This window comes from Streptomyces chromofuscus, assembly GCF_015160875.1.
Taxonomy (GTDB): domain Bacteria; phylum Actinomycetota; class Actinomycetes; order Streptomycetales; family Streptomycetaceae; genus Streptomyces; species Streptomyces chromofuscus.
This window is the reverse complement of the sequence record NZ_CP063374.1, coordinates 3,669,666-3,691,793: the sequence shown is the minus strand read 5'-3', so window position 1 is coordinate 3,691,793 and position 22,128 is coordinate 3,669,666. Positions and strand designations below refer to the sequence as shown.

Here is a 22,128-nt window from a genome sequence, read left to right as displayed (position 1 = left end):
GGCGAGTGCTAATCATTGGCGTTAGCACTCTGAAGGTGAGAGTGACAAAAGAAGGACCGGGTCGGTGAGGCCGCAGGCCGGGTGGGGCAAGGAACCACGAGGCAGGCGAGCCGTCCGTCGCGGGCGCGGGCGCGGTCCGAAGGAATCACCCCCAGTCCTGGAGGGACCACTTCACATGGCCAAGATCATCGCGTTCGACGAGGAGGCGCGGCGCGGCCTCGAGCGCGGCATGAACCAGCTCGCGGACGCCGTGAAGGTGACGCTCGGCCCCAAGGGCCGCAACGTCGTCCTCGAGAAGAAGTGGGGCGCCCCCACGATCACCAACGATGGTGTCTCCATCGCCAAGGAGATCGAGCTCGAGGACCCGTACGAGAAGATCGGCGCCGAGCTGGTCAAGGAAGTCGCCAAGAAGACGGACGACGTCGCCGGCGACGGTACGACCACCGCCACCGTTCTCGCCCAGGCGCTGGTCCGTGAGGGCCTGCGCAACGTGGCCGCCGGTGCCAACCCGATGGCCCTCAAGCGCGGTATCGAGAAGGCCGTCGAGGCCGTCTCCGGCGCGCTGCTCGACCAGGCCAAGGAGGTCGAGACCAAGGAGCAGATCGCCTCCACGGCCTCCATCTCCGCCGCCGACACCCAGATCGGCGAGCTCATCGCCGAGGCGATGGACAAGGTCGGCAAGGAAGGCGTCATCACCGTCGAGGAGTCCCAGACCTTCGGTCTGGAGCTGGAGCTCACCGAGGGTATGCGCTTCGACAAGGGCTACATCTCGGCGTACTTCGCCACCGACATGGAGCGCATGGAGGCGTCGCTCGAGGACCCCTACATCCTCATCGCCAACTCCAAGATCTCCAACGTCAAGGACCTGCTCCCGCTCCTGGAGAAGGTCATGCAGTCGGGCAAGCCGCTGCTGATCATCGCCGAGGACGTCGAGGGCGAGGCCCTGTCGACCCTGGTCGTCAACAAGATCCGCGGCACCTTCAAGTCCGTCGCCGTCAAGGCCCCGGGCTTCGGTGACCGCCGCAAGGCCATGCTCGGCGACATCGCCATCCTCACGGGCGGCGAGGTCATCTCCGAGGAGGTCGGCCTCAAGCTGGAGAACGCGACCCTGGACCTCCTGGGCCGCGCCCGCAAGGTCGTCATCACCAAGGACGAGACCACCATCGTCGACGGTGCCGGCTCGGCCGACCAGGTCGCGGGCCGCGTCAACCAGATCCGCGCCGAGATCGAGAACAGCGACTCGGACTACGACCGCGAGAAGCTCCAGGAGCGTCTGGCGAAGCTGGCCGGCGGCGTGGCCGTCATCAAGGCCGGTGCCGCCACCGAGGTCGAGCTCAAGGAGCGCAAGCACCGCATCGAGGACGCCGTTCGCAACGCGAAGGCGGCCGTCGAGGAGGGCATCGTCGCCGGTGGTGGCGTGGCCCTGCTCCAGGCCTCCCAGGTGTTCGAGAAGCTGGAGCTCGAGGGCGACGAGGCCACCGGTGCCGCCGCTGTGAAGCTGGCCCTGGAGGCCCCGCTGAAGCAGATCGCCGTCAACGCCGGCCTCGAGGGCGGCGTCGTGGTGGAGAAGGTGCGCAACCTGACCCCGGGCCACGGCCTGAACGCCGCGACCGGCGAGTACGTCGACCTGGTCAAGGAAGGCATCATCGACCCGGCGAAGGTGACCCGCTCTGCCCTGCAGAACGCCGCCTCCATCGCCGCGCTCTTCCTCACCACCGAGGCCGTCATCGCCGACAAGCCGGAGAAGGCCGCGGCCCCGGCCGGCGGCGGCATGCCGGGCGGTGACATGGACTTCTGATCCTTTCGAGGATCGGACCCGTCCGTCGGTACCGAGGGCGGCACTCCCTGGAGACAGGGGGTGCCGCCCTCGGGCGTTTCGTGATGTGGATCACACCCGGACGGGGGAGGCGGCGTGGAATGACGCCCGGTGGCCGGTGGTTGTCGCGGAGGCATGCTCAATGCATGCGCATTAATCGCACACGCATGCACCTTGTGGGTGAAGCGCGTGCGTCCCCACGTCAACCGGCACCCGAGGAGCCCCCACGTGACCGTCACCGCCTCCCCCGACGTCTCCCGAGCGGCCCAGGTCCTGTCCCGCCCGTTCACCGTGGGCGGGCTCACCGTCCCCAACCGGATCGTGATGGCGCCGATGACCCGCCAGTTCTCCCCGGGCGGTGTGCCCGGCGCGGACGTGGCGTCGTACTACGCCCGGCGCGCCGGCGCGGGCGTCGGTCTGATCGTCACCGAGGGCACCTACGTGGGTCACGAGTCGGCCGGTGAGAGCGACCGCGTTCCGCGCTTCCACGGCGAGGAGCAGCTGGCCGGGTGGGCGAAGGTCGCCGAGGCGGTGCACGCGGCGGGCGGGAGGATCGTGCCGCAGCTGTGGCACATCGGCATGGTGCGCCGGCAGGGCAAGCCGCCGTACCCCGAGGCGCCGGCGGTCGGTCCGTCCGGGCTGCGGCTGGACGGCACCGAGGGCACCGGCAGGGCCATGACCAGCCAGGATCTGGACGACGTCGTCGCGGCGTTCGCCGACGCGGCGGCGGCGGCCGAGCGGATCGGCTTCGACGGGGTGGAGCTGCACGGCGCCCACGGCTACCTCATCGACCAGTTCCTGTGGGCCGGCACCAACCGCCGTACCGACGCCTACGGCGGTGACCCGGTGGCCCGCACCAGGTTCGCGGCGGAGATCGTGGCCGCCGTGCGCGCGTCGGTCTCGCCGGAGTTCCCGGTGATCCTGCGCTACTCGCAGTGGAAGCAGGACGCCTACGACGCGAGGCTCGCCGAGACCCCGGAGGAGCTGGAGGCGGTCCTGGCCCCGCTCGCGGCGGCCGGCGTCGACGCCTTCCACGCCTCCACGCGCCGCTACTGGGTGCCGGAGTTCGAGGGCTCGGACCTCAACCTCGCGGGCTGGACCAGGAAGCTCACCGGCAAGGCCGCCATCACGGTCGGCTCGGTCGGTCTGGACGGGGAGTTCCTGAAGGCGTTCCAGGGGGAGGGTGCCGGGGTGGGCAGCCTCGACAACCTGGTGGAGCGGCTGGAGCGCGACGAGTTCGACCTGGTGGCCGTGGGACGGGCGCTGTTGCAGGACCCGCGGTGGGCGGCGAAGGTGCTCGCGGGCCGCTTCGACGAGCTGGCGCCCTACGACGCGGCGTCGTTGGGGTCGCTGAGCTGACCGCGCGTTCTCGCTGCCGTCGCGGGACGGCTTCCGTACGGTGCCGGCGGTCGGCGCGGGTGCGGCGCTGCTCGCCTTCGTGGTCGCGTCGTTCCTGCCGCGCCACAACCCGGGCGGCCGGGCGCCCGGAGCGGCCCTCTCGGCGGCGCCCCGGCCGCTGCCCGAGTCCGCGACGGCCTGGGGCCGCCCGGCGTTCGGCCCCCGCCTCAGCGGCGTGATCCGAACGCCAGGCCCCAGCCGCCGGTCACAGGTTGCCCATGGGCTCGATGTCGACCCGCACCGCAGTGCCCCAGACCCGCAGCACCTCGTAATCGGTGAACTCGTGCACCAGCCGGTAGGCCATCGCGGGCCGCGAGCCGCGCCGCTGGGCCGCCAGGTACAGCTCGGCCTCCCGCCGGTCCCGGCGCGGGGTGCCGCACAACTGCCACTCCTGCCCGTTCCACAGCTCCGGCAGCCACCGCTGCTGGGGCTGTGGCCGGTCACCGCGCACCCCGTACCGGGAGGGTGCGGACCCGGTGGGCGGGCCGGGCGCGGCGGGCCCGTTGAACTCGGCGCGCCGGGCGGCGCGGCGCCGGGTCTCGCACAGCAGGCACAGGTCGGGCGCGCTCTCGTCCACGGGCCCCGTCGGGTGCTCGGCGCACCGGGTGCTGGGCGCGGCGGCGGTGACGCTCTCCTCCAGCAGGTCCAGCGCGCGCCGCAGGTCGGCCTTGACCTCGTGCAGCCGGGCGTCCGGGGTGTCGGCGGTGAGGGCCTCACCGTGCTCGCCGAGCAGCCGCAGGGCGCGGCCCAGGGCGGTGAGCTGGGCGTGGTTCATGATCGGTCGCCTGTGGTCCTTCCTGACTGACGCAGCCGGGACCCCATCCTCCCGCACAGGAGAGCGGAGAGACCGCCGAGCGGGCCAGGTATCTCGCCGCGCTGAGCACGCCGACCGCGCCGCCTGACTCGCCCCCCACCCCTTCATCACCCGGGACGGCCGCGGAGCCACCTTCACCCGGGCCGACTTCCTCACCCACGTCGGCCCCCGCAAGAGGAACGTGCCGTCCTTCGACGCGTTCGACCTGCCCGCCTTCGAGAACAACCTCTTCGGCACCGGAACCACCCCGGCCCGCCACTTCACCCTCTTCGGCCTCCGGCACGAGGCGGGCCCCGGCGCCCGGCTCGACACGGACCCGCCGGCCAAGCTGCGGCTGGTGAACCCGATGCACCACCTCGTCGACCAGGTCACCCCGCAGCGCTCGCGGCACTGGTGGATCCGGGTCGGCACCAAGGACAGCGACACGTCGCTCTCGGTCGTCTCCACCCCGCACGCCCGTCTGACCGTGCTCGGCGACGACGTCGACACCGCCTACTACGGGGACGGCGGGCACGGCGCCGACGAGGACCCGGGCGAGTTCGTCAAGTGGATCGCTCGGGTGTCCGGTCGCCGGGCACACCCGTGATGGTGGGCGCCAGCCCGACGGCGTACGTCGCCAGGAAGCCCACGACGTAACCCGTCAGCAGCCCGCCCGCGTAGACCGCCAGCGCCGTCCCGGTCCCGCCGCTGCCCGCCACCAGCGGGAACAGGGCCCACCCCGAAGGGCCGATCGCCGTCGCGCCCACCGGGTCGCCGAGCATCGCGAACACGCCGATGAAGGCGCCGCCCGCCGCACCGCCCGCGCAGGCGGTGAGGAACGGGCGGCCGAGGGGGAGGGAGACGCCGTAGATCAACGGCTCTCCCACCCCCAGCAGCCCGGCCGGCAGCGCGGACTTGATGGTGGTGCGCAGGGAGGTGTCGTGGCGCAGCCGGACGTACACCGCGAGCGCCGCGCCCACCTGGCCGGCGCCCGCCATGGCGAGGACGGGCAGCAGGACGGTGTGCCCCTGCTGCTCGATGAGGGTGGCGTGGATGGGGATCAGGGCCTGGTGCAGGCCCAGCATGACGAGGGGCAGGAACAGGCCGCCGAGGATCAGACCGGCCAGGGCCCCGGTCGTGGTCAGAAGCCAGTTCGCGGCCGTACCGATCGCCGTGGAGAGGGCGCCGGCCGCGTACATGAGGCCGTACAGGGTCGCCAGGCCCGACACCAGGATCGTCACGGTGGGGGTGAGGAGGACGTCCAGGGTCTGCGGGATCCGGCCGCGGCACCACTTCTCGACGTACGTTCCCAGCAGCGCCGCCGCCAGCGCGCCCAGCACCCCGCCCTGGCCGGGGGCGAGCGCCACGCCGAACGCCGTCACCTTCGCCACCCCCGGGTAGACCACGATCGCCGCCACGGCGCCGCCGAGGACCGGCGTGCCGCCGAACTCCTTCGCCGTGTTGTGGCCGACGAACACCGCGATCAGGGCCATGAAGGCGGACGCGACGGCGGTCAGGGCCGGGGTCACGGAGGGCAGCAGACGCGCGTTGACGAGCAGGCCGTTGACGCCCGCGAGGACTCCGCAGCCGATCAGGGCCGGAATGAGCGGGACGAAGACGTTCGCGACGCGGCGCAGCGCCAGCTTCACCGGGGTCGCGTTGCGCCGCCGCCGCTCCTGCCTCAACTCCTCCCCGCGCACGGCCAGTCGCCGCGCCGTCGACCGGCCCAGCAGCTCCTCGAACTCCGCCGTCACCCGGACCACCGCCCCCGGTCCGAGCACCACCTGGTACGAGTCGCCGTCCACGACCACCCCCAGCACGCCCGGCACCTCGCGCAGTGCCTGCTGCTCCACCCGGGCCGGGTCCGTCAGGACGAGGCGGAGACGGGTCATGCAGTGGGCGACGGAGGCGACGTTCGCGGGGCCGCCGACGGACGACAGGATCGTGGCGGCGACTTGGGCAGGGTCAGTGCGCATGACCCGAGGGTGCGGGTCAGCGGGCCGCCGCCCCGAGCGCCGCGCGCAGGTGGCCGCCGGACTCCTCCAGAAGGCGGGCGGCCGTGCCGCCGTCCACCCCGCCGGCGATCGCCAGGATGGCCGCCTTGACCTCGCCGTCGGTGGCGACGAGGGCCCGCTCGATCTCCTCGTCCGACGCGCCCGTGGCCAGGGCGACGATCCGGCGGGACCGCGCGCGCAGCTTCTCGTTGGAGGCGCGTACGTCGACCATGAGGTTCCCGTACGTCTTGCCGAGCCGGATCATCGTGATCGTCGAGAGCATGTTGAGCACCAGCTTCTGCGCCGTGCCGGCCTTCAGGCGGGTGGAGCCGGTGAGCAGCTCGGGGCCGACGACGACCTCGATGCCGTGGTCGGCGGCGGCCGCCAGGGCGCTGTGCGCGTTGCAGGCCAGGCCGACGGTCAGGGCGCCGTGCGCGCGGGCGTGCTCGACGGCGGTGACGGCGTACGGGGTGCGGCCGGAGGCGGAGACGCCGACCACGGTGTCGTCGGGGGTCAGCCGCAGCGTGTCCAGGTCGTGCCGGGCGAGGTCCCCCGAGTCCTCGGCGCCCTCGACGGAGGTGACCATGGCCTCCGGGCCGCCCGCGATCAGGCCCACGACGCGGGTGGGGTCGGTGTTGAAGGTGGGCGGGCACTCGGAGGCGTCGAGCACGCCGAGGCGGCCCGCCGTACCGGCGCCGGCGTAGACGAGCCGGCCGCCGCGGGCCATCCGGGCGGCGATGTCGTCGATGGCGGCGGCGATCTGGGGGAGGCGCTCGGCGACGGCGGCGGGCACGAGCGTGTCCTCGCCGTTCATCAGCCGCGCGATCTCCAGGGTGGGCAGCCGGTCGATCTCCGACAGCTCCGGGCGGAACGCCTCGGTGGTCAGGGACTCCAGCTGCGCTTGCAGATCGCGGGGGTCGGGCATGGGAGTCATGAGAAGGCGGCTCTTTCCAGTACGGGTTGAGGTCAGTACGGGTTCGGGTCACGCCGGAAAAGGGTGCGGGGCCGAGTCCGGCTGCGGCTCCGCCACGTGGGCGCGACCGGCCGCACGCCACCCCGCGGACGCGCACGGCGCTCGGCCATTCGGCCCACCGCGCTACCGCGGCCCACCGCGATGCCGGTGCGCCAGCGCCTCGTACGACGCCGACAGCGCGGGCGCCGCCGTTTCGTACGTCCGCTGCGCCACGCCCACGAACAGGCAGTCCACCACCAGCAACTGACTGGTCCGCGACGACATCGCGGCGGGCCGCAGCTCGCTCTCCCGCGCCGTGGACGTCGTCAGCACATGGTCGGCGTACTGCGCGACGGGCCCGTCCGGGCGGCCGGTGACGGCCACAGTCGTGGCCCCGTGTTCGAAGGCCACCCGCAGCGGCTCGACGACGTCGACCGTCGACCCGGAGTGCGTGATCGCGACGGCGACGTCCCCCGCCCGCAGCTGCACGGCGTTGGTCACGGCCAGGTGGGGGTCGCTGTGCGCGTGGGCTATCAGGCCTATGCGCAGCAGCTTCTGGGTGAGGTCCTGCGCGACCAGACCAGAGGCGCCGAAGCCGTACACGTCGGTGCGCCGGGCGGCGGCGAGCGCGGCGACCGCCGCGCCGAGCTGCGCGGTGTCGAGTCCGGCCGCCGTGTCGGCGAGGGTCTGCTGTTCGTCGTAGGCCAGCTTGGCGACGACGTCGGCGATCGGGTCGTCGACCGCGATGTCGGTCGTGATGGCGGGGGCGCGTCCGGACTGCTGCTGGGCGGCCAGGCCGGCGAGGGCGAGGCGCAGGTCGCGGTAGCCGGGGTAGCCGAGCAGGCGGGCGGTGCGCACGACGGTCGCCTCGCTGGTGCCGGTGAGCTCGGCGAGGCCGGTGACCGTGAGGGCCGCGCAGCCGGCCGGGTCGTTCGCCACGGCCTCGGCGACGCGCTGCATGGAGCGGGTCATGGACGGGGCGAGCGTGCGCACCTTGGCGGCGAGGGCGGCGGGCGCGGGCGGAGCCGTACGGGAGCCCGCACCGGTGCCGAAAGTTTCCTTCACGTCACGGATCACAGTTGAAAGATATTTTCGGCTCGGTGTTGTGGTCAAGAGTGCGCACAATAGGGGCATGGACCCCATCAGCCCTATGGAGCAGGCGTTGCACGCGGCACGCGCCCTGGTGCTCGCCGACCTCGTCGCGGGCCAGGTCGCCGAGGCGGACGTCGTCTCGTTGGTCGAGGAGTCCGTCGCGCAGCGGCGCTGGTGGGTCGAACAGTGGCCGGACGGCGCGGAGTACGTCGCCGGACTGGTCGCCCAGGACGTCCAGGACGCCCTGTTGGACCGCTACGGCCGCTGGCCCCTGTGCCCCGTCTGCGGCTCCGGCGACCCGCACGCCCTGGACGTCGAACCGGAACTCGGACCCGCCCCGCACTGGGTGTGTCACAAGGCCGGCGTGAGGGTCGCGGCGATCGGCTCCCTGGGATCGTGCGCGGGCGGGGCCCCCGCCTCGTGACGATCTACATCGACCCGCCGACCTGGCCCGGCCACGGCCGCATGTGGTCCCACCTCGTCAGCGACGTGTCCTACGACGAACTCCACTCGTTCGCCGAGAAGTTGGACGTCCCGCGGCGCGCCTTCGAGCGCGACCACTACGACATCCCCTCCCACCGCTACGCCGACGCGGTCGCCGCCGGCGCGGTGGAGGTCAGCACCCGGGACATCGTGCGGCTGCTGCAGGGGGCGGGGCTGCGCAGGCCGAAGGGCCGATAGGCCGGACGGGCGGCCCTCAGGACTGCCGCAGCTCGTAGGCGAACTGGTCGCCCTCGCCCTCCCTCTCGCTCACGCGTACGAAGCCGGCCCGCTCCAGGACCCGCCGCGACGGTGCGTTGTCCCGTTCCACCGTCGCGAACAGGGACCGTACGTCGTCCCGGGCCAGCGCCCAGTCCGCCAGCGCGCGCAGGGCCTGAGTGGCGTAACCCCGGCCGCGGGCCGCTTCGGTGAGGTCGTAGCCGATCTCGGCACGGCCGTCCTCGTCGGGGACGCCGTGGAAGCCCATGCCGCCGATCGCGCGGCCGTCCTCGTGGCGCACGAGCACGAAGAGGCCGAACTCCGGGCGGTGCACGCCCGCCTCGTACGCCTTCACGGTCATCCCCGCGGCCTCGCGGGTGCCCTCGAACGGGCCGCCCTCGACCCACTCGAAGCCGCCGTCGCCGCCCGCGGCGAGGTCGGCGGCCGCGAGGGGCGTGACGCCCTCCAGGGTGAGACGGCCGGCGGACAGGACGATGTTGTTCTTCCAGCGCCAGTCGGTGACCGGGGCGCGGCCCGGCAGGTCGCCGCGGCCGGTGGCCCACAGCAGGGTGCGCCAGGGGTCCGCGGCGGGCTGGACGTCCGGGAAGATCGTACCGAGGACGAACGTGCAGAGCTCCGCCGGTGGTTCGTAGGCGAGGCCGAGGCCCTCGGCGATGTCGTGCGTGTGCAGCAGCACTTCGGCGACGCCCATGGCGGCGAAGCCGTCACGGCCGGCGCTGCGGAACGGGTACGGGTGGAAGGCGCGCACCTCGCGGGGCGTGGTGCGGATCACCGCCGTGAGCAACGCGCCCGTCGTCTGCAGGACGTGCAGGACGCCGTCGTTGTCGGTCGGGTCGAGACCGTCGTCGCCGTCGCCGTCCAGCGTGATCGCGAACGGCACGTACGCGTCCCGCGCGCGTCCGGCGAGCTGACCCGCGTACGCCATCAGGGCGTCCGCGGTGTGCTTGGCCGTGTCACGGCAACTCCACGTCAGCCGCCCCGCGTCGACCTCCCGCCAGTCGCGGTCCGTCGCCGTCCGCAGCACCGCGACGGCGCCCGCGACGGCCTGCTGCACCCGGTCCCCACCCATGTCTGCCATGCCGGGCAGGCTAGGTGACGGCATGCCCTCAGGACGACAGGATTTCCAGCTCGGACGTGACGTTGTAGCGGGCCGTCGCCTCCCAGTGCTCCGTGCCGTACGGAGTGCGGAACAGGCGCGGCAGCGCGAGCAGTTCGCGCAGGACGGCGGAACGGCCCGCGCGGAAGGCGTCCGACGGGACGAAGCCGTACTCCTCGCGGACGGCGGCCGTGTAGGCGGCGTACGCCGACGGCGGCGAGGCGAGGATCGCCAGGTCGGCGTCGCACAGGACCTGGCCGTTGCGGTCGTCGTCGGCCGGGGCGTGGCTCGCGGTGAGCCGGACCAGCCGGGCGACCTCCGCGGTCCGCGCGGCGGACACGCCGGCCTCGGCGAGCGCGCGTTCGGCCAGCCGGGCCGAGCGTTCCTCGTTCTCGGAGCGGTCGGGGAGATAGACGGCGTCGTGGAACCAGGCGGCCAGGCGGACGAGGTCGGGGTCGTCGGCGTACGTCTCCAGCACGTCGATGTGGTCGAGGACCGCGGTGAGGTGGGTGAGCGTGTGGTAACGGCGCTGCGGCTCCTGCCAGCGGGCGATCAGCCGGTCGGCGTACGGGGTGGGGTCGGGACCGCCGCCGGGGCCTCGGGCGGCTTCCAGCGTGCGGACGAAGCGGGCGCGGAGGATGTCGGGGTCGGGCATGTCGTCAATTGTGGACCTACGTTGGACGCATGACTTCTGGTGACGTGAACGGCGCGGTACGGGACCCGGAGCTGCCGGGGCGGCTGCTGGTGGTGGAGCGGGACCGGCTGATCCCCTGGTTGCGGGGGCGGGCGGACGAGGACTTCGCGACGCCGACGCACGCGTGTCCGGGGTGGACGGTGCGGGACGTGCTGGCGCACTGCGCGTCGACGCTGACGCGGACGGTGGAGGGCCGGTTCGAGGAGGGCGTGTTCTCGCCCCGGGTGAACGACCGGGACATCGCCGAGCGCGCCGACTGGACGAACGCGCGGGTCCTCGACGAGCTGGAGCGCGGGATGACCGAGGCGGGGCCGGTGATCGCCGAGGCGGGCGGCGCGCTGGACGGGCTGGCGCTGGGGGAGTGGGTGCACGCGGGGGACGTGCGCGAGGCGCTGGGCGCGCCGGGGGCGTACGCCGGGGAAGGGCTGCCGTACGCCCTCGACCTGCTCGTGCGGATCACGCGGGAGCGGGGGCACGTGCCGCTGCACGCCGACCTCGACGACGTGGACGAGCCGCTGAGGCTCGGGGACGGGAACGGGGAGCGGACGCCGGGACGCTACATCGGCGACGCGTCGACGCTGGTACGCCTGTACTCGGGCCGGTCGGTGGACGCGGCGGGGTTCGAGCTGGCCGGGGTGCAGGTGGGGGAACTGAACCTCTTCGGGTGAGCGGCACAGCGCGGAAGGGGGGGCCGACGCCGGCTCCGGTGCCGCGCACGTCGGCACCGGCCCCCGTTCTCCCGGCCCGACGCCGTCTCGCGGGCGCGATCCCTCCCGGCGTACCCTGATATTGGACTAGACCTGTAGCCGCTGCAGGGAATGCCCACGGAAAGGGGTGCCATGAGCACGCGTGCAGTCCTGGAGGTGATCGCCCTCGACGCCGAGGACGCGGTCGCCGCCCAGGCCGGAGGCGCGGATCGCCTCGAACTGGTCACCGACATGGCGGCGGACGGGCTGACGCCGTCCGCCGGGACCTTCGGCGCGATCCGGGCCGCCGTCGACATCCCGCTGCGCGTGATGCTGCGACTGGCGGACGGGTTCGCGGCGGGGGACGTGGGGCGGCTCGTGGAGGTGGCGGGGCGGATGCGGGACGCCGGTGCCGAGGAGTTCGTGCTCGGGTTCCTCGACTCCGACGGCGGGGTGGACCTCGACGCCGTGGAGCGGGTGGTCGGCGTGCTGGACGGCTGCCGGTGGACGTTTCACCGGGCGATCGACCGGGCGGCGGACCGGGACGCGCTGCGCAAGACGCTGGACGGCCTGCCCGGGCTGGACACCTACCTGACGGCCGGCGCGGCCGGCGGGGTGGACGACGGGCTGCCCGTGCTGCTCGCCGAGGCGGAACGACGGGGCGAGCCGGGGTACGAGCAGCAGGTCCTGGTGGGCGGCGGGCTGCGGCTGGAACATGTGCCGCGGCTGGTGGCCGCCGGGGTGGACGCGTTCCACATCGGCGGGGCGGCCCGGCCGGAGGGCTGGCACGGCCCGGTGTCCCTCGCGGCGGTCGCGCAGTGGCGCAGTGTGCTGGACGGCGACGTGCTGGGGTCCGCCGCGGGCGCGGTCCTGGACGGCGTCTGAGCGGACCGGGCGCGACCGGCCCGGCGGGCGCGCCCGGCGTCACCGCGTTCGGTCATCGCCCTACGCGGCCGGGCCGGCCCGCGCGCGTGCCCGCGTGGTGACGGCCGGCCCCGTCGGACGGCTCAGGCCCCGTTCAACTGCTCCGGCAGCGGCGCCCCGTGCGTGACCGTGAGGCCGGACACGGCCCGGGTCAGTGCCACGTACAGGCGGCGCAGGCCCGTGCGTTCGTCCGGCTCGGCGTCGACGATCGCCCGGGGCTCGTCCAGGACCACGTAGTCGTACTCCAGACCCTTGGCCAGGGAGGCCGGGACCAGCGTCAGCCGCGTCTCGTGCGAGGTCTCCTCACCGGGGGCCAGATGGCCGATCCCCGCCGACCCGAGCGCCTCCGCCAGGGCCGGGATCCGGGCGTCCGCCGCGATCAGGCCGATCGAGCCCTCGTGGGTGAGCGCTTCCGCGCAGGCCGCCACCACGTCCGCGTCGCCCGACACCCGCCGCACCTCGAACGAGCCGGGGTTCTCCCGCACCGACGCCACCGGCGCCAGGCCCGGCGCGATGTGCGGCAGCAGGCGGGAGGCGTAGGTGATGACGTCGGTCGGGACGCGGAAACCCGCCGTCAGTTCCTCGATCACCGCGTCGTCCTTGCCCAGGTGCGCGAGCGCCTCCCGCCAACCGCGCGTCGCCCACGGCGTGGTGCCCTGCGCCAGGTCCCCCAGCACCGTCGCGGAGCCGGTGGTGCAGCGGCGGCCGACCGCCCGGTACTGCATCGGGGACAGGTCCTGCGCCTCGTCGAGGACGACATGGCCGAGGGACGGCGTGCGGTCGACCAGGTCCCGCGCCTCGTCGATCAGCACCGCGTCCGCCGCCGACCACCTGGCCGACTTCACCGACCGCACCGCCTTCGCCCAGAGGATCGTCTTCTGCTCGTCCTCGCTCAGCACGCCCTCCGCGTGCCCGGCGAGGAAGTCCGCGTCGGTCAGCAGCCGCAGCACCAGCTTCGCCGGGTCGACGACCGGCCAGATCGCCTTGACGGCCGCCTTCACGGCGCCGTTGCGGGCCACCGCGTCCTGCACCCGGTCGTCCGGCGCCTCGCCCGAGCGCTCCATCTGCACCAGCACGGCGTGCGCGATCCGCTGCGGCAGGGCCTCGCGGGCGGCGCCGTACCGGATGCCCCGGTCCAGCAACTCCCGCACGATCTCCTCGACCTCGTACGCCGGCACCCGCCACCGGCGCGACCCGCGCACCACGACGACCGGCTCCGTCGGCGGGGTCACGTGGGCGTACAGCGCCCGGCGGAGCACCTCCGCCATCCGCGCGTCCCCCTTGACGAGTGCCGCCGCCGCGTCGTCCGCGCCCCGCACCTCCACGTGCGCCACCAGGTCGTCGACCGTCGCCTGCCGGACCGTCAACTCGCCCAGTGCCGGGAGCACCTGCTCGATGTAGTGCAGGAAGGAGCGGTTCGGGCCGATCACCAGGGTGCCCGTGCGGGCCAGCCGGTCGCGATGGGCGTAGAGGAGGTAGGCCACGCGATGCAGGCCCACCGCCGTCTTGCCGGTGCCGGGACCGCCCTGCACGCACACCGTGCCGCCCAGCCCGCTGCGGACGATCTCGTCCTGCTCCGGCTGGATCGTGGCGACGATGTCGCGCATCGGGCCGACACGCGGGCGCTCGATCTCCTGCTGGAGCAGCCTGCTGGTCCGCGCCGCCTCCGCCGGGTCGGACAGGTGCTCGTCCTCGTACGCCGTCAACTCGCCGCCGACGTAACCGAAGCGGCGGCGCAGCCCGATGTCCATCGGGTCCTTCTTGGACGCCCGGTAGAACGGCTGCGAGACCGGCGCGCGCCAGTCGATGACCATCGGGTCGCCGTCCGCGTCGTGCACGTGCCGGCGCCCGATGTAGAAGTTCTCGCCCTCCGCCCCCTCGGCCCGCTCGGCGCCGGGAGCGTGCAGGTAGTCCAGCCGGCCGAAGAACAGCGGTGTGTCGCTGAGGTCGGCGAGGGCCTTGATGCGCTCGCCGATCTGGCGTTCCAGGATCTGGGCGTTGACCCAGTTGGCGGTGACGTCGCTGATGTCGAGCGACTCGACGTCCTCCCGCATGGCCCGCAGCGCGGCACGGGACGCGGCGAGGTGGGAGCGCTCACGGGCGAGCGGATCGTCGGCGGGCGTGGACACGGCGGTGCCTCCGGAGAGCTACGGGTGTGGTGAGGGATGCCCCCGGTTTCCGTCCGGGCGGCGGCACTCCCCGGGGGAGGCGGGCAAGAGCGGAGATTCTAGGTGAGCGGCCCGGAACGCACCAACGCATTTCCCACCCGGCACCCCTGGGGGACGGGCCCCTCCTTCCGCAGGGCCACGGCTCCCTCCGGAGGGCTACCCGGAGACGGCACGGGTTCGGTCCCGAGACCGATGCCGTCCATACGGTGCGAAACCCACCATGGACCCATGAGTGCAGCGACCTTCCACCCGGCCCCCGCCCCGCCCCGCCCGTCCGGCGCCACCGCCCTCACCGGCAGCCACCGTCATCGCCTCGGCGAAGCACTGCGCGCCGTGCGGGTGTTCGCGGGCGCCGCGTTCGACGTGATCATCCTCGGTGAGTACGGCGAGGAGGCGGGCGTCCGCCGCAAGTGAGCGTCTAGTGTCACTGCGTGACGAGACGACCACGCTCGGCGGCTGCCGCGACACTCCTCGCCGTCTCCGTCGCGGCCCTCGCCGCCCTGTGCGTCGTCCAACGCCCGCCGATGGCCGACGCCCTGGTGTACCGGGCGGAGGGCGCGGCCGTCCTGAACGGCCATGACCTCTACGGCTTCACCGTCACCCGCTGGCGCCTGCCCGCCACCTATCCCCCCTTCGCCGCGCTCCTGTTCACCCCCGCAGCCTGGCTCCCCGTGGCGGCCCTCAAGGCCGGCTTCCTCGCGGCCAACGCCCTGCTCACCGCCTGCCTGGTCCACCTCTCCGCCCGACTCGCCGGCCGCCCCCTGCGTCTTCCGGCCCTGTGCGCGGCGACCGCCCTCGCCCTCTGGCTGGAGCCGGTCTTCCAGACCTTCCTCTACGGTCAGATCAACCTCGCCCTCGCGTGCCTCGTCCTGTGGGACCTCACCCGCCCGCCCGGCGCCCCGGGCAAGGGCGTGGCCGTGGGCATCGCCGCCGGGATCAAGCTCACGCCGGCCGTCTTCGTCGTGTACCTGCTGCTGCGCGGCCGCCGCCGGGAGGCCGGCACCGCGACGGCCGCCTTCGGGGCGACCGTCGTCCTCGGTGCGCTGGCCCTGCCCGCCGCCAGCGCGGACTTCTGGCTGCGCCGCCTGTACGAGACCGACCGGGTGGGCAAGCCCTGGATCATCGACAACCAGTCCCTGCAGGGCCTGATCGCCCGCACCCTGGGCGACCCCGTGCCGGGTGCCGCCTGGGCGGCGCCCGCCGTCCTGGTCGCGGCCGCCGCGCTGTGGCTGGTCCACCGCGTGCCGGACGACCGCCACGCCCTGCTCCTGACGGCCGTCACCGCGCTGCTGGTCTCGCCGATCAGCTGGTCCCACCACTGGGTCTGGTGCGTGCCCCTCATCGCCGTGCTGTTGGTGGACGGCCGCACCGTCACGGCGCTCGCCGTGACGTTTCTGTGCACGGCGCGCACCATGTGGCTCGTGCCGCACCAGGGCGATCTGGACCTCCGGCTGCCCTGGTGGCAGCAGCCCCTGGCCTCGCCCTACCCGCTGCTGGCCCTGGCGGCGCTGACGTCGGCGGCCCTGGGGACGCGGCTGCGGCGTCAGCTCCCCGCGAGCAGCTCGTCCGCGTCCATGATCCGGTACGCGTACCCCTGCTCCGCCAGGAACCGCTGGCGGTGGGCCGCGAAGTCCTGGTCGAGTGTGTCGCGGGCGACCACCGAGTAGAAGTGGGCCTGGTGGCCGTCGGCCTTCGGCCGCAGCACACGTCCGAGCCGCTGGGCCTCCTCCTGCCGCGACCCGAACGTCCCGGACACCTGGACGGCGACCGTCGCCTCCGGCAGGTCGATGGAGAAGTTGGCGACCTTGGAGACGACCAGGACGCTGATCTCGCCCTCGCGGAAGGCGTCGAACAGCTTCTCGCGCTGGGCGTTGGACGTCTCGCCCTTGATCACCGGCGCCCCGAGGTGCTCGCCCAGCTCGTCCAGCTGGTCGATGTACTGCCCGATGACGAGGATCTGCTGCCCGGCGAACCGGCGCACGATGGCCTCCGTCACCTTGCGCTTGGTCTCGGTGGTCGAGCAGAAGCGGTACTTCTCCTCGGGCTCCGCCGTCGCGTACGCCAGCCGCTCGGAGTCCGTGAGATTGACCCGGACCTCCACGCAGTCGGCGGGCGCGATGTAGCCCTGCGCCTCGATCTCCTTCCACGGCGCGTCGAACCGCTTCGGTCCGATCAGCGAGAACACGTCCGACTCCCGGCCGTCCTCGCGGACCAGCGTCGCGGTCAGCCCCAGCCGTCGCCGGGCCTGGAGGTCGGCCGTGAACTTGAAGACCGGCGCGGGCAGCAGATGCACCTCGTCGTAGACGATGAGCCCCCAGTCACGGGAGTCGAACAGCTCCAGATGCGGATAGACACCCTTCCGCTTCGTCGTCAGCACCTGGTACGTCGCGATGGTGACCGGCCGGATCTCCTTGCGCGTGCCGCTGTACTCGCCGATCTCGTCCTCGGTCAGCGAGGTCCGCTTCACCAGCTCGTGCTTCCACTGCCGGGCCGAGACCGTGTTGGTCACCAGGATCAGCGTCGTGGACTTCGCCTGGGCCATGGACCCGGCGCCGACCAGCGTCTTGCCGGCCCCGCAGGGCAGGACGACGACGCCGGAGCCGCCGTGCCAGAAGTTCTCCACGGCCTGCTTCTGGTAGGGCCTCAGCGCCCACCCGTCCTCGTCCAGCTCGATCGGGTGCGCCTCGCCGTCGACGTACCCGGCGAGGTCCTCGGCCGGCCAGCCCAGCTTCAGCAGCACCTGCTTGATCTGCCCGCGCTCGGAGGGGTGCACGGCCACGGTGTCCGGGTCGATGCGGGCGCCGACCAGCGGAGCGATTCGCTTGGAGCGCAGCACCTCCTCCAGCACCGGCCGGTCGGTGGTGGTGAGCACCAGCCCGTGCGCCGGGTGCTTGCTGAGCGTCAGCCGCCCGTACCGGTCCATCGTGTCGGCGATGTCCACGAGCAGCGCGTGCGGCACCGGGTAGCGGCTGTACTGCACGAGCGCGTCCACCACCTGCTCCGCGTCGTGCCCGGCGGCGCGCGCGTTCCACAGCCCGAGCGGCGTCACGCGGTAGGTGTGGATGTGCTCGGGCGCCCGCTCCAGTTCCGCGAACGGCGCGATCGCCCGGCGGCAGTCGTCGGCACGCTCGTGGTCGACTTCCAGGAGCAGCGTTTTGTCGGACTGGACGATGAGTGGACCGTTCACGTACGTACGTTCCTTCCGCGCGGGCCAAACATCCAGTGTGCCTGATCGTTGTGCAGACCGTGCAGGACATCACTCGTGCCCCGTCCCCGCCCACCACCACGCTCGGTTACGCGCTGTTCGCCACGCGCTGGCTCCAGGCTCCGCTGTACTTCGGCCTCGTCGCCGCCCAGGGGGTGTACGTCTACAAGTTCTTCAACGAGCTGTGGACGTTAATCCTCCGGTGCGTCACCGGGCAGGCGACCGAGACCTACGTCATGCTCGCGGTGCTCAAACTCGTCGACGTCGTCATGATCGCCAACCTGCTGATCATGGTGATCGTCGGCGGCTACGAGACGTTCGTCTCCCGCATCGGCCTCCAGGGCCACCGCGACCAGCCGGAATGGCTGTCGCACGTGAACTCCAACGTGCTGAAGGTGAAGCTCGCCACCGCCATCGTGGGCATCTCGTCGGTGCACCTGCTGCAGATGTTCGTGGATGTGCACCACACCTCCCGGCACTCCCTGCTGTGGGGCACGGTGATCCACATGGCGTTCATCGTGTCGGCGGCGATCCTGGCCTACATGTCGGGACCGATGGCCGCCCAGGCCGAGCGGGCCCATGAGTCCCCGCACCGGCCCGAGCAGCACGCCGCCGAGGGCGATCCGCCCGCCAGGGCCGTGATCCCGGCCCAGCGGGAGCAGGCGCCGAGCGCCGACGAGCGGCTGCGCGCCGCGGGCTTCCCCGCGCGCAAGCTGCTGGAGGACTTCGACGCCGAGCACCTGCGGTCCTTCGACCGGGAGGCCATGGCGCGGCTCGGCAAGCTGGACTTCGTCGCCGCCCGCCGCAACGTCGTGTTCGTCGGCCCGCCCGGCACCGGCAAGACGCACCTGGCCATCGCCCTCGGCGTGCGCGCCTGCCAGGCCGGTCACCGGGTGCTGTTCGCGACCGCGGGCGAGTGGGCGGCGCGGCTGGCGAAGGCGCAGGCGGACGGCCGGCTCGGCGAGGAACTGCGCCGCCTCGACGGCTACCCGCTGCTGATCGTCGACGAGGTCGGCTATCTGCCCTTCGACGCCGACACCTCGCAGCTGTTCTTCCGGCTGGTCGCGCACCGCTACGAGCGCGGCTCGCTGATCGTGACCGGCGACCGCCCGCCGGCGCGCTGGGACGAGGTGTTCGGCGGGGCCGCCGCGTCGGCGATGGTGGACCGGCTGGCCCACCACGCCGAGATCGTGCGTCTCGAAGGGGACAGCTACCGGATGCGCCGGCCTACTTCGGAGTGGGCAGAGTGAGGTTGTTGACCAGCGGCTGGGCGAAGACGTGCCCGTCGATGTTGACGAGCGGCTCGCCTCCGGCCTGCGCGACCGGCAGGGGCAGCGGCGCGGCGGGCGCCGCCGAGGCCTCGGGCGCGAGCGCGACCACGAGGGCCGCCGCCGTCACCGCCGCCGCGGCGGAGACGGCGATGGCGCAGTGGGCGCGCAGGGGGAGCTTGGAACGCATGGGGACGCGGGGCCTTTCCGGGGGTCGGGCGGGCGGGCCGGGCCCGGGACGCGGGGACCGGCCCGACGGGGCGTGCGGGGGTGCGGTCAGATCTGCGGCGTCTCCAGGACCAGGCCGGCGACGTCGATGGCGATGGCGGCGGCCTGGGTGGTGAGGGCGCCGAGCATCACGGCGGTGGCGGTCAGCACGGCGGCGACACGACGGGCAGCTCGCATGAGGGGTTTCCTTTCGGATGTGCTCGCCCGAACTCCCTGGGGGCGGCTCGGGCTTGATCAGGACACCCCGTGGCTGCCCGGCCCCCGGCACCGCGATGCGGGACATGCCCCAAGCTCCCTCATGGGTGGGAAGTGTCCGGCGTGGCGTGCATGAACCCGGGCGTACGCCCGGACGGGTGAGGCGAGCCCGCGGCTACTCCTCCGCCAGCTCCGCCACTCCCGTGATCCGGTGCAGCGGGTACGTGCGCACCTCGTCCGCGGTGTGGTCGTACGCCGTCACGAAGCCGCCCTCCACCCGCACCGGCGCGATCACCCGCTGACTGGCGGTGCCCTCGGCGTTGACGTATCCGATCCACAGGGCCTGGCCGGTCAGGACGGCGGCCTGCATGGTGGCGAGGGTCTCGGCGGAGCCGGTGCGCGGCAGGGCGCCGCCGGAGGCGGGCGAGGGGGACTTCCGGGGCGCCGTCGACGCCAGGTCGCCCGCCCGGATCGCGCGGATCGCGGCCGCCAGCAGCGTGGCGTCGGGCGCGGGCGGGCCGTCCGGCACCGGCTCGGGCGGGGTGCGCGGCGGGGTGCGGTGGGCGTGCGCGCGCGTGATCAGCACATCGCCCTCGGCGGACTCGGCGGCGGGCGCGAACCCCATGGCGCGCAGCCCCTCCAGCAGGGTCGCCGGGTCGCTCTGCGCGGCCAGCACGGTCGGCGCGAGGCGGCGCAGCCGCAGTCCGGCGGACCGCTTGTCGGCGAGGATCTCGTTGAGCAGCGCGTCGTCGTCGCAGCGCACGTACGCCGAGGCCGCGCCGACGCGGAGGTGCCCGTGCCGGCGGGCCACGTCGTCGATGAGGTAGGCCAGCGGCTGCGGGACCGGCGTACGGGAGTGCTCGGTGAGGAAGGCGTGCAGGTCGGAGGCGGTGCGCCCGGCGTCCAGGGCGCGGCGTACGGAGGCGGGCGTGAAGCGGTACACGGTCGCTCCGCCCTTGGACTCCACGTCGGCGAGCACGTCCAGCGTGTCGGCCAGGTGCCGCTGCAACGGGCCCGGCGCCACCGCCGTCAGGTCGGCCTGGAGCAGGACGTGGTCCAGCGGCTCCGGCAGCAGCGGGTCGAGCAGCCGGGCGGCCGTGGCGGAGGCGACGGACTGCTCGGCGGGGGTGAGGGATTCCAGGGGCGCGGTGGGATGGACGGGGTGCCTCGCCGCGCGAACGTGGCCGAGGGCCTGGGGGCGCACGGGGAGCTTGTCGCCGGGACCTTCCGGCTCGTCGGCGGGCGCGTGCGCCGGAGCGGGAGCTCCCAGCAGTGCCCGCCCGTGCGCCGAGAGCGCCCCCCGCCCGGTCACCCCGAGCAGCTCGGCCTCGGACAGCGCCCACCGCGCGAGCCGGATCCGCAGCTCGGCGTCCGGGCCGGTGTCCCGCTGCTGCTCCCGCTGGGCGTCCCGCTGCGGCTCCCGCTGGGCGTCCCGCTGCGGCTCCCGCCGCAGGGGCCGCTCCCAGCGCAGCCGCGCCAGCACCGACTCCGCCACCGGCGCCGCACCCTCGGGCAGCTCCGCCAGCAGGCTCAGCACCCGGTGCCGAACCTCCGGAGCGGCCGACCGGTCCAGTCCCGGGCCCAGCGCGGCCAGTGAGCGGTCCTTCGCGTCCCGGCCGCCCACCAGCCCGGCCGTCCGGGTCGCCGTCAGCCATGCCTCCGCCAGCCGCGTCCAGCGCCGGGCGGCGGGCTGCTCCAGCCACTCGTCGCAGGCCGGGGTCGCCGCGTAGCGCTCGTCGGCCTCGCCGTCGGAGGCGATCAGGCCGGCCGCGTAGGCCAGCTCCACCCAGAAGGCGGCGACCGGTTCGGACACGTCGAGCGCGACGGCGGTCCGCTTCAGGTCGCGCACGCTCAGCCCGCCCGCCCGCAGTACCGCCGGGCCGCCCTCGTCCCAGTCCTTCAGCAGCTCCTCGACGGTGGCCAGCGCGGTGTACGCCTGCCCGGCCGCCGTGGCGTCCACCACCTGCGGACGGTGCGTGGCCGACGCCTCCACGGGCGGCGGCACCGGCTCGGGCGCGCGGTGGGCCCGGCCGCCTCTCAGGTGCAGGGCGACCTCACGGGGGAGCACGACCGTGCCGGGCGCCGTCGGCAGCAGCAGCCCGCGGTCCAGCAGCCAGCGCAGCCGCGGTGCCGGGTCGGCGGTGACCTGCCCGTACGGCGGCCCCCACACCAGCCGCTCCAGCACCTCCACCGACTCGGCCGGGGCCTTGTCCAGCAGCGCGGACATCCGGGCGCGGTCGGTGAACAGCGCGGTGAGCGCCGTCGCCGCGGAGACGGCGTCGTGCGTGGAGGGCAGCCCGGCGGCCGTGACGAGTTCCTGGATCCGGCCCGGCGACATGCCCGCCGTCGCCTCCTGGACGCCCGGGCCCAGCCCGGTCGGGGAGGGGTGCTGCGGCGACGGGGCGAGCAGCTCACGGGCGGTGCGCACCAGGCGCAGCCGGTCGTCCGGGCCCCACACGAGGGCCTGTTCGCGCAGCGTGCCGAGGGCGTGCGGCAGGGCCGCGGTGACGAGGGGATCGCCGTCGTCGCCGGCCATCAGCCCGAGCAGTTCCCCGTACGTCGCCGGATCGGCCGCCACGGCCAGCGCCTCGGCCGTCTGCAGTGCGAAGCGGTCCAGCCGCTCCAGGGCGCGGACCACCGAGGCGCGGGTGCCGGCGCGGGTGGCGAGCTGGGTGAGGTCGGTGGGGACGGGCGTGATGAGGTCGGGCCGCCCGCGCAGGAGCGCGGCCAGCGAGTCGTCGTCCCGCGCCCGCAGCGCCTCCGCGAGGGACCGCGGGGCCACCGGCTTGTCCTCGGTGCTCATCCGGCCAACGGTAGCGGGTCGGCGGTCCGGCGGGGCCGCCTGCCGGTGCCCGAGCCTGTGTATCAGACACACATCAGGCGAACGGAACGTTTCCGA

General features: G+C 73.8%; 20 protein-coding genes and 1 pseudogene. 10 read left to right on the top strand and 11 right to left on the bottom strand.

Going from position 1 to position 22,128, the window contains the following annotated elements:
- Window positions 1-175: 175 nt before the first annotated feature.
- Window positions 176-1,798 (top strand): chaperonin GroEL, encoded by a 1,623-nt coding sequence (groL, locus tag IPT68_RS16515; RefSeq protein WP_189700303.1) that lies wholly within the window; start codon window positions 176-178, stop codon window positions 1,796-1,798.
- Between the two features lie 246 nt (window positions 1,799-2,044).
- On the top strand, window positions 2,045-3,175 hold the full coding sequence (locus IPT68_RS16510; RefSeq protein ID WP_189700302.1) for an NADH:flavin oxidoreductase: 1,131 nt from the start codon (window positions 2,045-2,047) through the stop codon (window positions 3,173-3,175).
- A gap of 244 nt (window positions 3,176-3,419) precedes the next feature.
- On the opposite strand, the gene IPT68_RS16505 is transcribed toward IPT68_RS16510, so the two are convergent.
- Complete coding sequence (locus IPT68_RS16505) at window positions 3,420-3,989, bottom strand: hypothetical protein (RefSeq protein ID WP_189700301.1); 570 nt, start codon at window positions 3,987-3,989, stop codon at window positions 3,420-3,422.
- A 220-nt stretch (window positions 3,990-4,209) separates the two neighbouring features.
- Between IPT68_RS16505 and IPT68_RS16500 the strand changes: the two genes are divergently transcribed.
- The gene (locus tag IPT68_RS16500) at window positions 4,210-4,614 is read left to right on the top strand and encodes a hypothetical protein (protein WP_189700300.1); all 405 of its coding nucleotides are present in this window, start codon (window positions 4,210-4,212) and stop codon (window positions 4,612-4,614) included.
- Here the strand turns inward: IPT68_RS16500 and IPT68_RS16495 are convergent.
- From IPT68_RS16495 to IPT68_RS16485, 3 genes are all read right to left on the bottom strand, one after another.
- Window positions 4,571-5,983 carry a PTS transporter subunit EIIC gene (locus IPT68_RS16495; protein WP_189700299.1) on the bottom strand — a complete coding sequence of 471 codons (1,413 nt, stop codon included), beginning with the start codon at window positions 5,981-5,983 and terminating at the stop codon, window positions 4,571-4,573. The genes IPT68_RS16500 and IPT68_RS16495 overlap by 44 nt on opposite strands.
- A 16-nt stretch (window positions 5,984-5,999) precedes the next feature.
- Complete coding sequence (gene murQ, locus IPT68_RS16490) at window positions 6,000-6,935, bottom strand: N-acetylmuramic acid 6-phosphate etherase (RefSeq protein WP_189700298.1); 936 nt, start codon at window positions 6,933-6,935, stop codon at window positions 6,000-6,002.
- A gap of 162 nt (window positions 6,936-7,097) precedes the next feature.
- The gene (locus tag IPT68_RS16485; protein WP_189700297.1) at window positions 7,098-8,030 is read right to left on the bottom strand and encodes a MurR/RpiR family transcriptional regulator; all 933 of its coding nucleotides are present in this window, start codon (window positions 8,028-8,030) and stop codon (window positions 7,098-7,100) included.
- A 55-nt stretch (window positions 8,031-8,085) separates the two neighbouring features.
- Here IPT68_RS16485 and IPT68_RS16480 point away from each other — a divergent pair, with 55 nt between their 5' ends.
- Window positions 8,086-8,469 carry a hypothetical protein gene (locus IPT68_RS16480; RefSeq protein ID WP_189700296.1) on the top strand — a complete coding sequence of 128 codons (384 nt, stop codon included), beginning with the start codon at window positions 8,086-8,088 and terminating at the stop codon, window positions 8,467-8,469.
- Window positions 8,466-8,726, top strand: a complete 261-nt coding sequence (locus IPT68_RS16475) for a DUF4031 domain-containing protein (RefSeq protein ID WP_189700295.1) — start codon at window positions 8,466-8,468, stop codon at window positions 8,724-8,726. The genes IPT68_RS16480 and IPT68_RS16475 overlap by 4 nt, the downstream gene beginning before the upstream one ends.
- A gap of 16 nt (window positions 8,727-8,742) precedes the next feature.
- On the opposite strand, the gene IPT68_RS16470 is transcribed toward IPT68_RS16475, so the two are convergent.
- Window positions 8,743-9,843, bottom strand: coding sequence for a GNAT family N-acetyltransferase (locus tag IPT68_RS16470; RefSeq protein WP_189700294.1), 1,101 nt, complete (start codon window positions 9,841-9,843; stop codon window positions 8,743-8,745).
- A 28-nt stretch (window positions 9,844-9,871) separates the two neighbouring features.
- Entirely contained in the window at window positions 9,872-10,516 is a 645-nt protein-coding gene (locus IPT68_RS16465) for an HD domain-containing protein (protein WP_189700293.1), read from the bottom strand.
- 29 nt (window positions 10,517-10,545) lie between these two features.
- Here IPT68_RS16465 and IPT68_RS16460 point away from each other — a divergent pair, with 29 nt between their 5' ends.
- Together IPT68_RS16460 and IPT68_RS16455 are read left to right on the top strand one after the other, a co-directional pair.
- Entirely contained in the window at window positions 10,546-11,223 is a 678-nt protein-coding gene (locus tag IPT68_RS16460) for a maleylpyruvate isomerase family mycothiol-dependent enzyme (RefSeq protein WP_189700292.1), read from the top strand.
- A 171-nt stretch (window positions 11,224-11,394) separates the two neighbouring features.
- Window positions 11,395-12,126 (top strand): copper homeostasis protein CutC, encoded by a 732-nt coding sequence (locus tag IPT68_RS16455; RefSeq protein ID WP_189700291.1) that lies wholly within the window; start codon window positions 11,395-11,397, stop codon window positions 12,124-12,126.
- A gap of 122 nt (window positions 12,127-12,248) precedes the next feature.
- Here the strand turns inward: IPT68_RS16455 and IPT68_RS16450 are convergent, their stop codons facing one another.
- Complete coding sequence (locus IPT68_RS16450) at window positions 12,249-14,294, bottom strand: HelD family protein (RefSeq protein ID WP_189700290.1); 2,046 nt, start codon at window positions 14,292-14,294, stop codon at window positions 12,249-12,251.
- Between the two features lie 267 nt (window positions 14,295-14,561).
- Between IPT68_RS16450 and IPT68_RS16445 the strand changes: the two genes are divergently transcribed.
- Window positions 14,562-14,747, top strand: coding sequence for a hypothetical protein (locus tag IPT68_RS16445; RefSeq protein WP_189700289.1), 186 nt, complete (start codon window positions 14,562-14,564; stop codon window positions 14,745-14,747).
- Window positions 14,748-14,764: 17 nt separating this feature from the next.
- Window positions 14,765-15,856: pseudogene (locus tag IPT68_RS16440) on the top strand (glycosyltransferase 87 family protein); the annotation flags it as partial.
- A 20-nt stretch (window positions 15,857-15,876) separates the two neighbouring features.
- Here the strand turns inward: IPT68_RS16440 and IPT68_RS16435 are convergent.
- Window positions 15,877-17,520, bottom strand: a complete 1,644-nt coding sequence (locus IPT68_RS16435) for a DNA repair helicase XPB (RefSeq protein WP_189700288.1) — start codon at window positions 17,518-17,520, stop codon at window positions 15,877-15,879.
- A 50-nt stretch (window positions 17,521-17,570) separates the two neighbouring features.
- Between IPT68_RS16435 and istB the strand changes: the two genes are divergently transcribed.
- Entirely contained in the window at window positions 17,571-18,788 is a 1,218-nt protein-coding gene (gene istB / locus IPT68_RS34835) for an IS21-like element helper ATPase IstB (RefSeq protein ID WP_189700287.1), read from the top strand.
- Here the strand turns inward: istB and IPT68_RS16425 are convergent.
- From IPT68_RS16425 to IPT68_RS16420, 3 genes are all read right to left on the bottom strand, one after another.
- Window positions 18,766-18,996 carry a hypothetical protein gene (locus tag IPT68_RS16425; RefSeq protein WP_189700286.1) on the bottom strand — a complete coding sequence of 77 codons (231 nt, stop codon included), beginning with the start codon at window positions 18,994-18,996 and terminating at the stop codon, window positions 18,766-18,768. The genes istB and IPT68_RS16425 overlap by 23 nt on opposite strands.
- A gap of 86 nt (window positions 18,997-19,082) precedes the next feature.
- Window positions 19,083-19,211, bottom strand: coding sequence for a hypothetical protein (locus IPT68_RS34620; RefSeq protein WP_265583980.1), 129 nt, complete (start codon window positions 19,209-19,211; stop codon window positions 19,083-19,085).
- Between the two features lie 193 nt (window positions 19,212-19,404).
- On the bottom strand, window positions 19,405-22,032 hold the full coding sequence (locus IPT68_RS16420) for a helicase C-terminal domain-containing protein (RefSeq protein WP_189700285.1): 2,628 nt from the start codon (window positions 22,030-22,032) through the stop codon (window positions 19,405-19,407).
- Window positions 22,033-22,128: the final 96 nt, after the last annotated feature.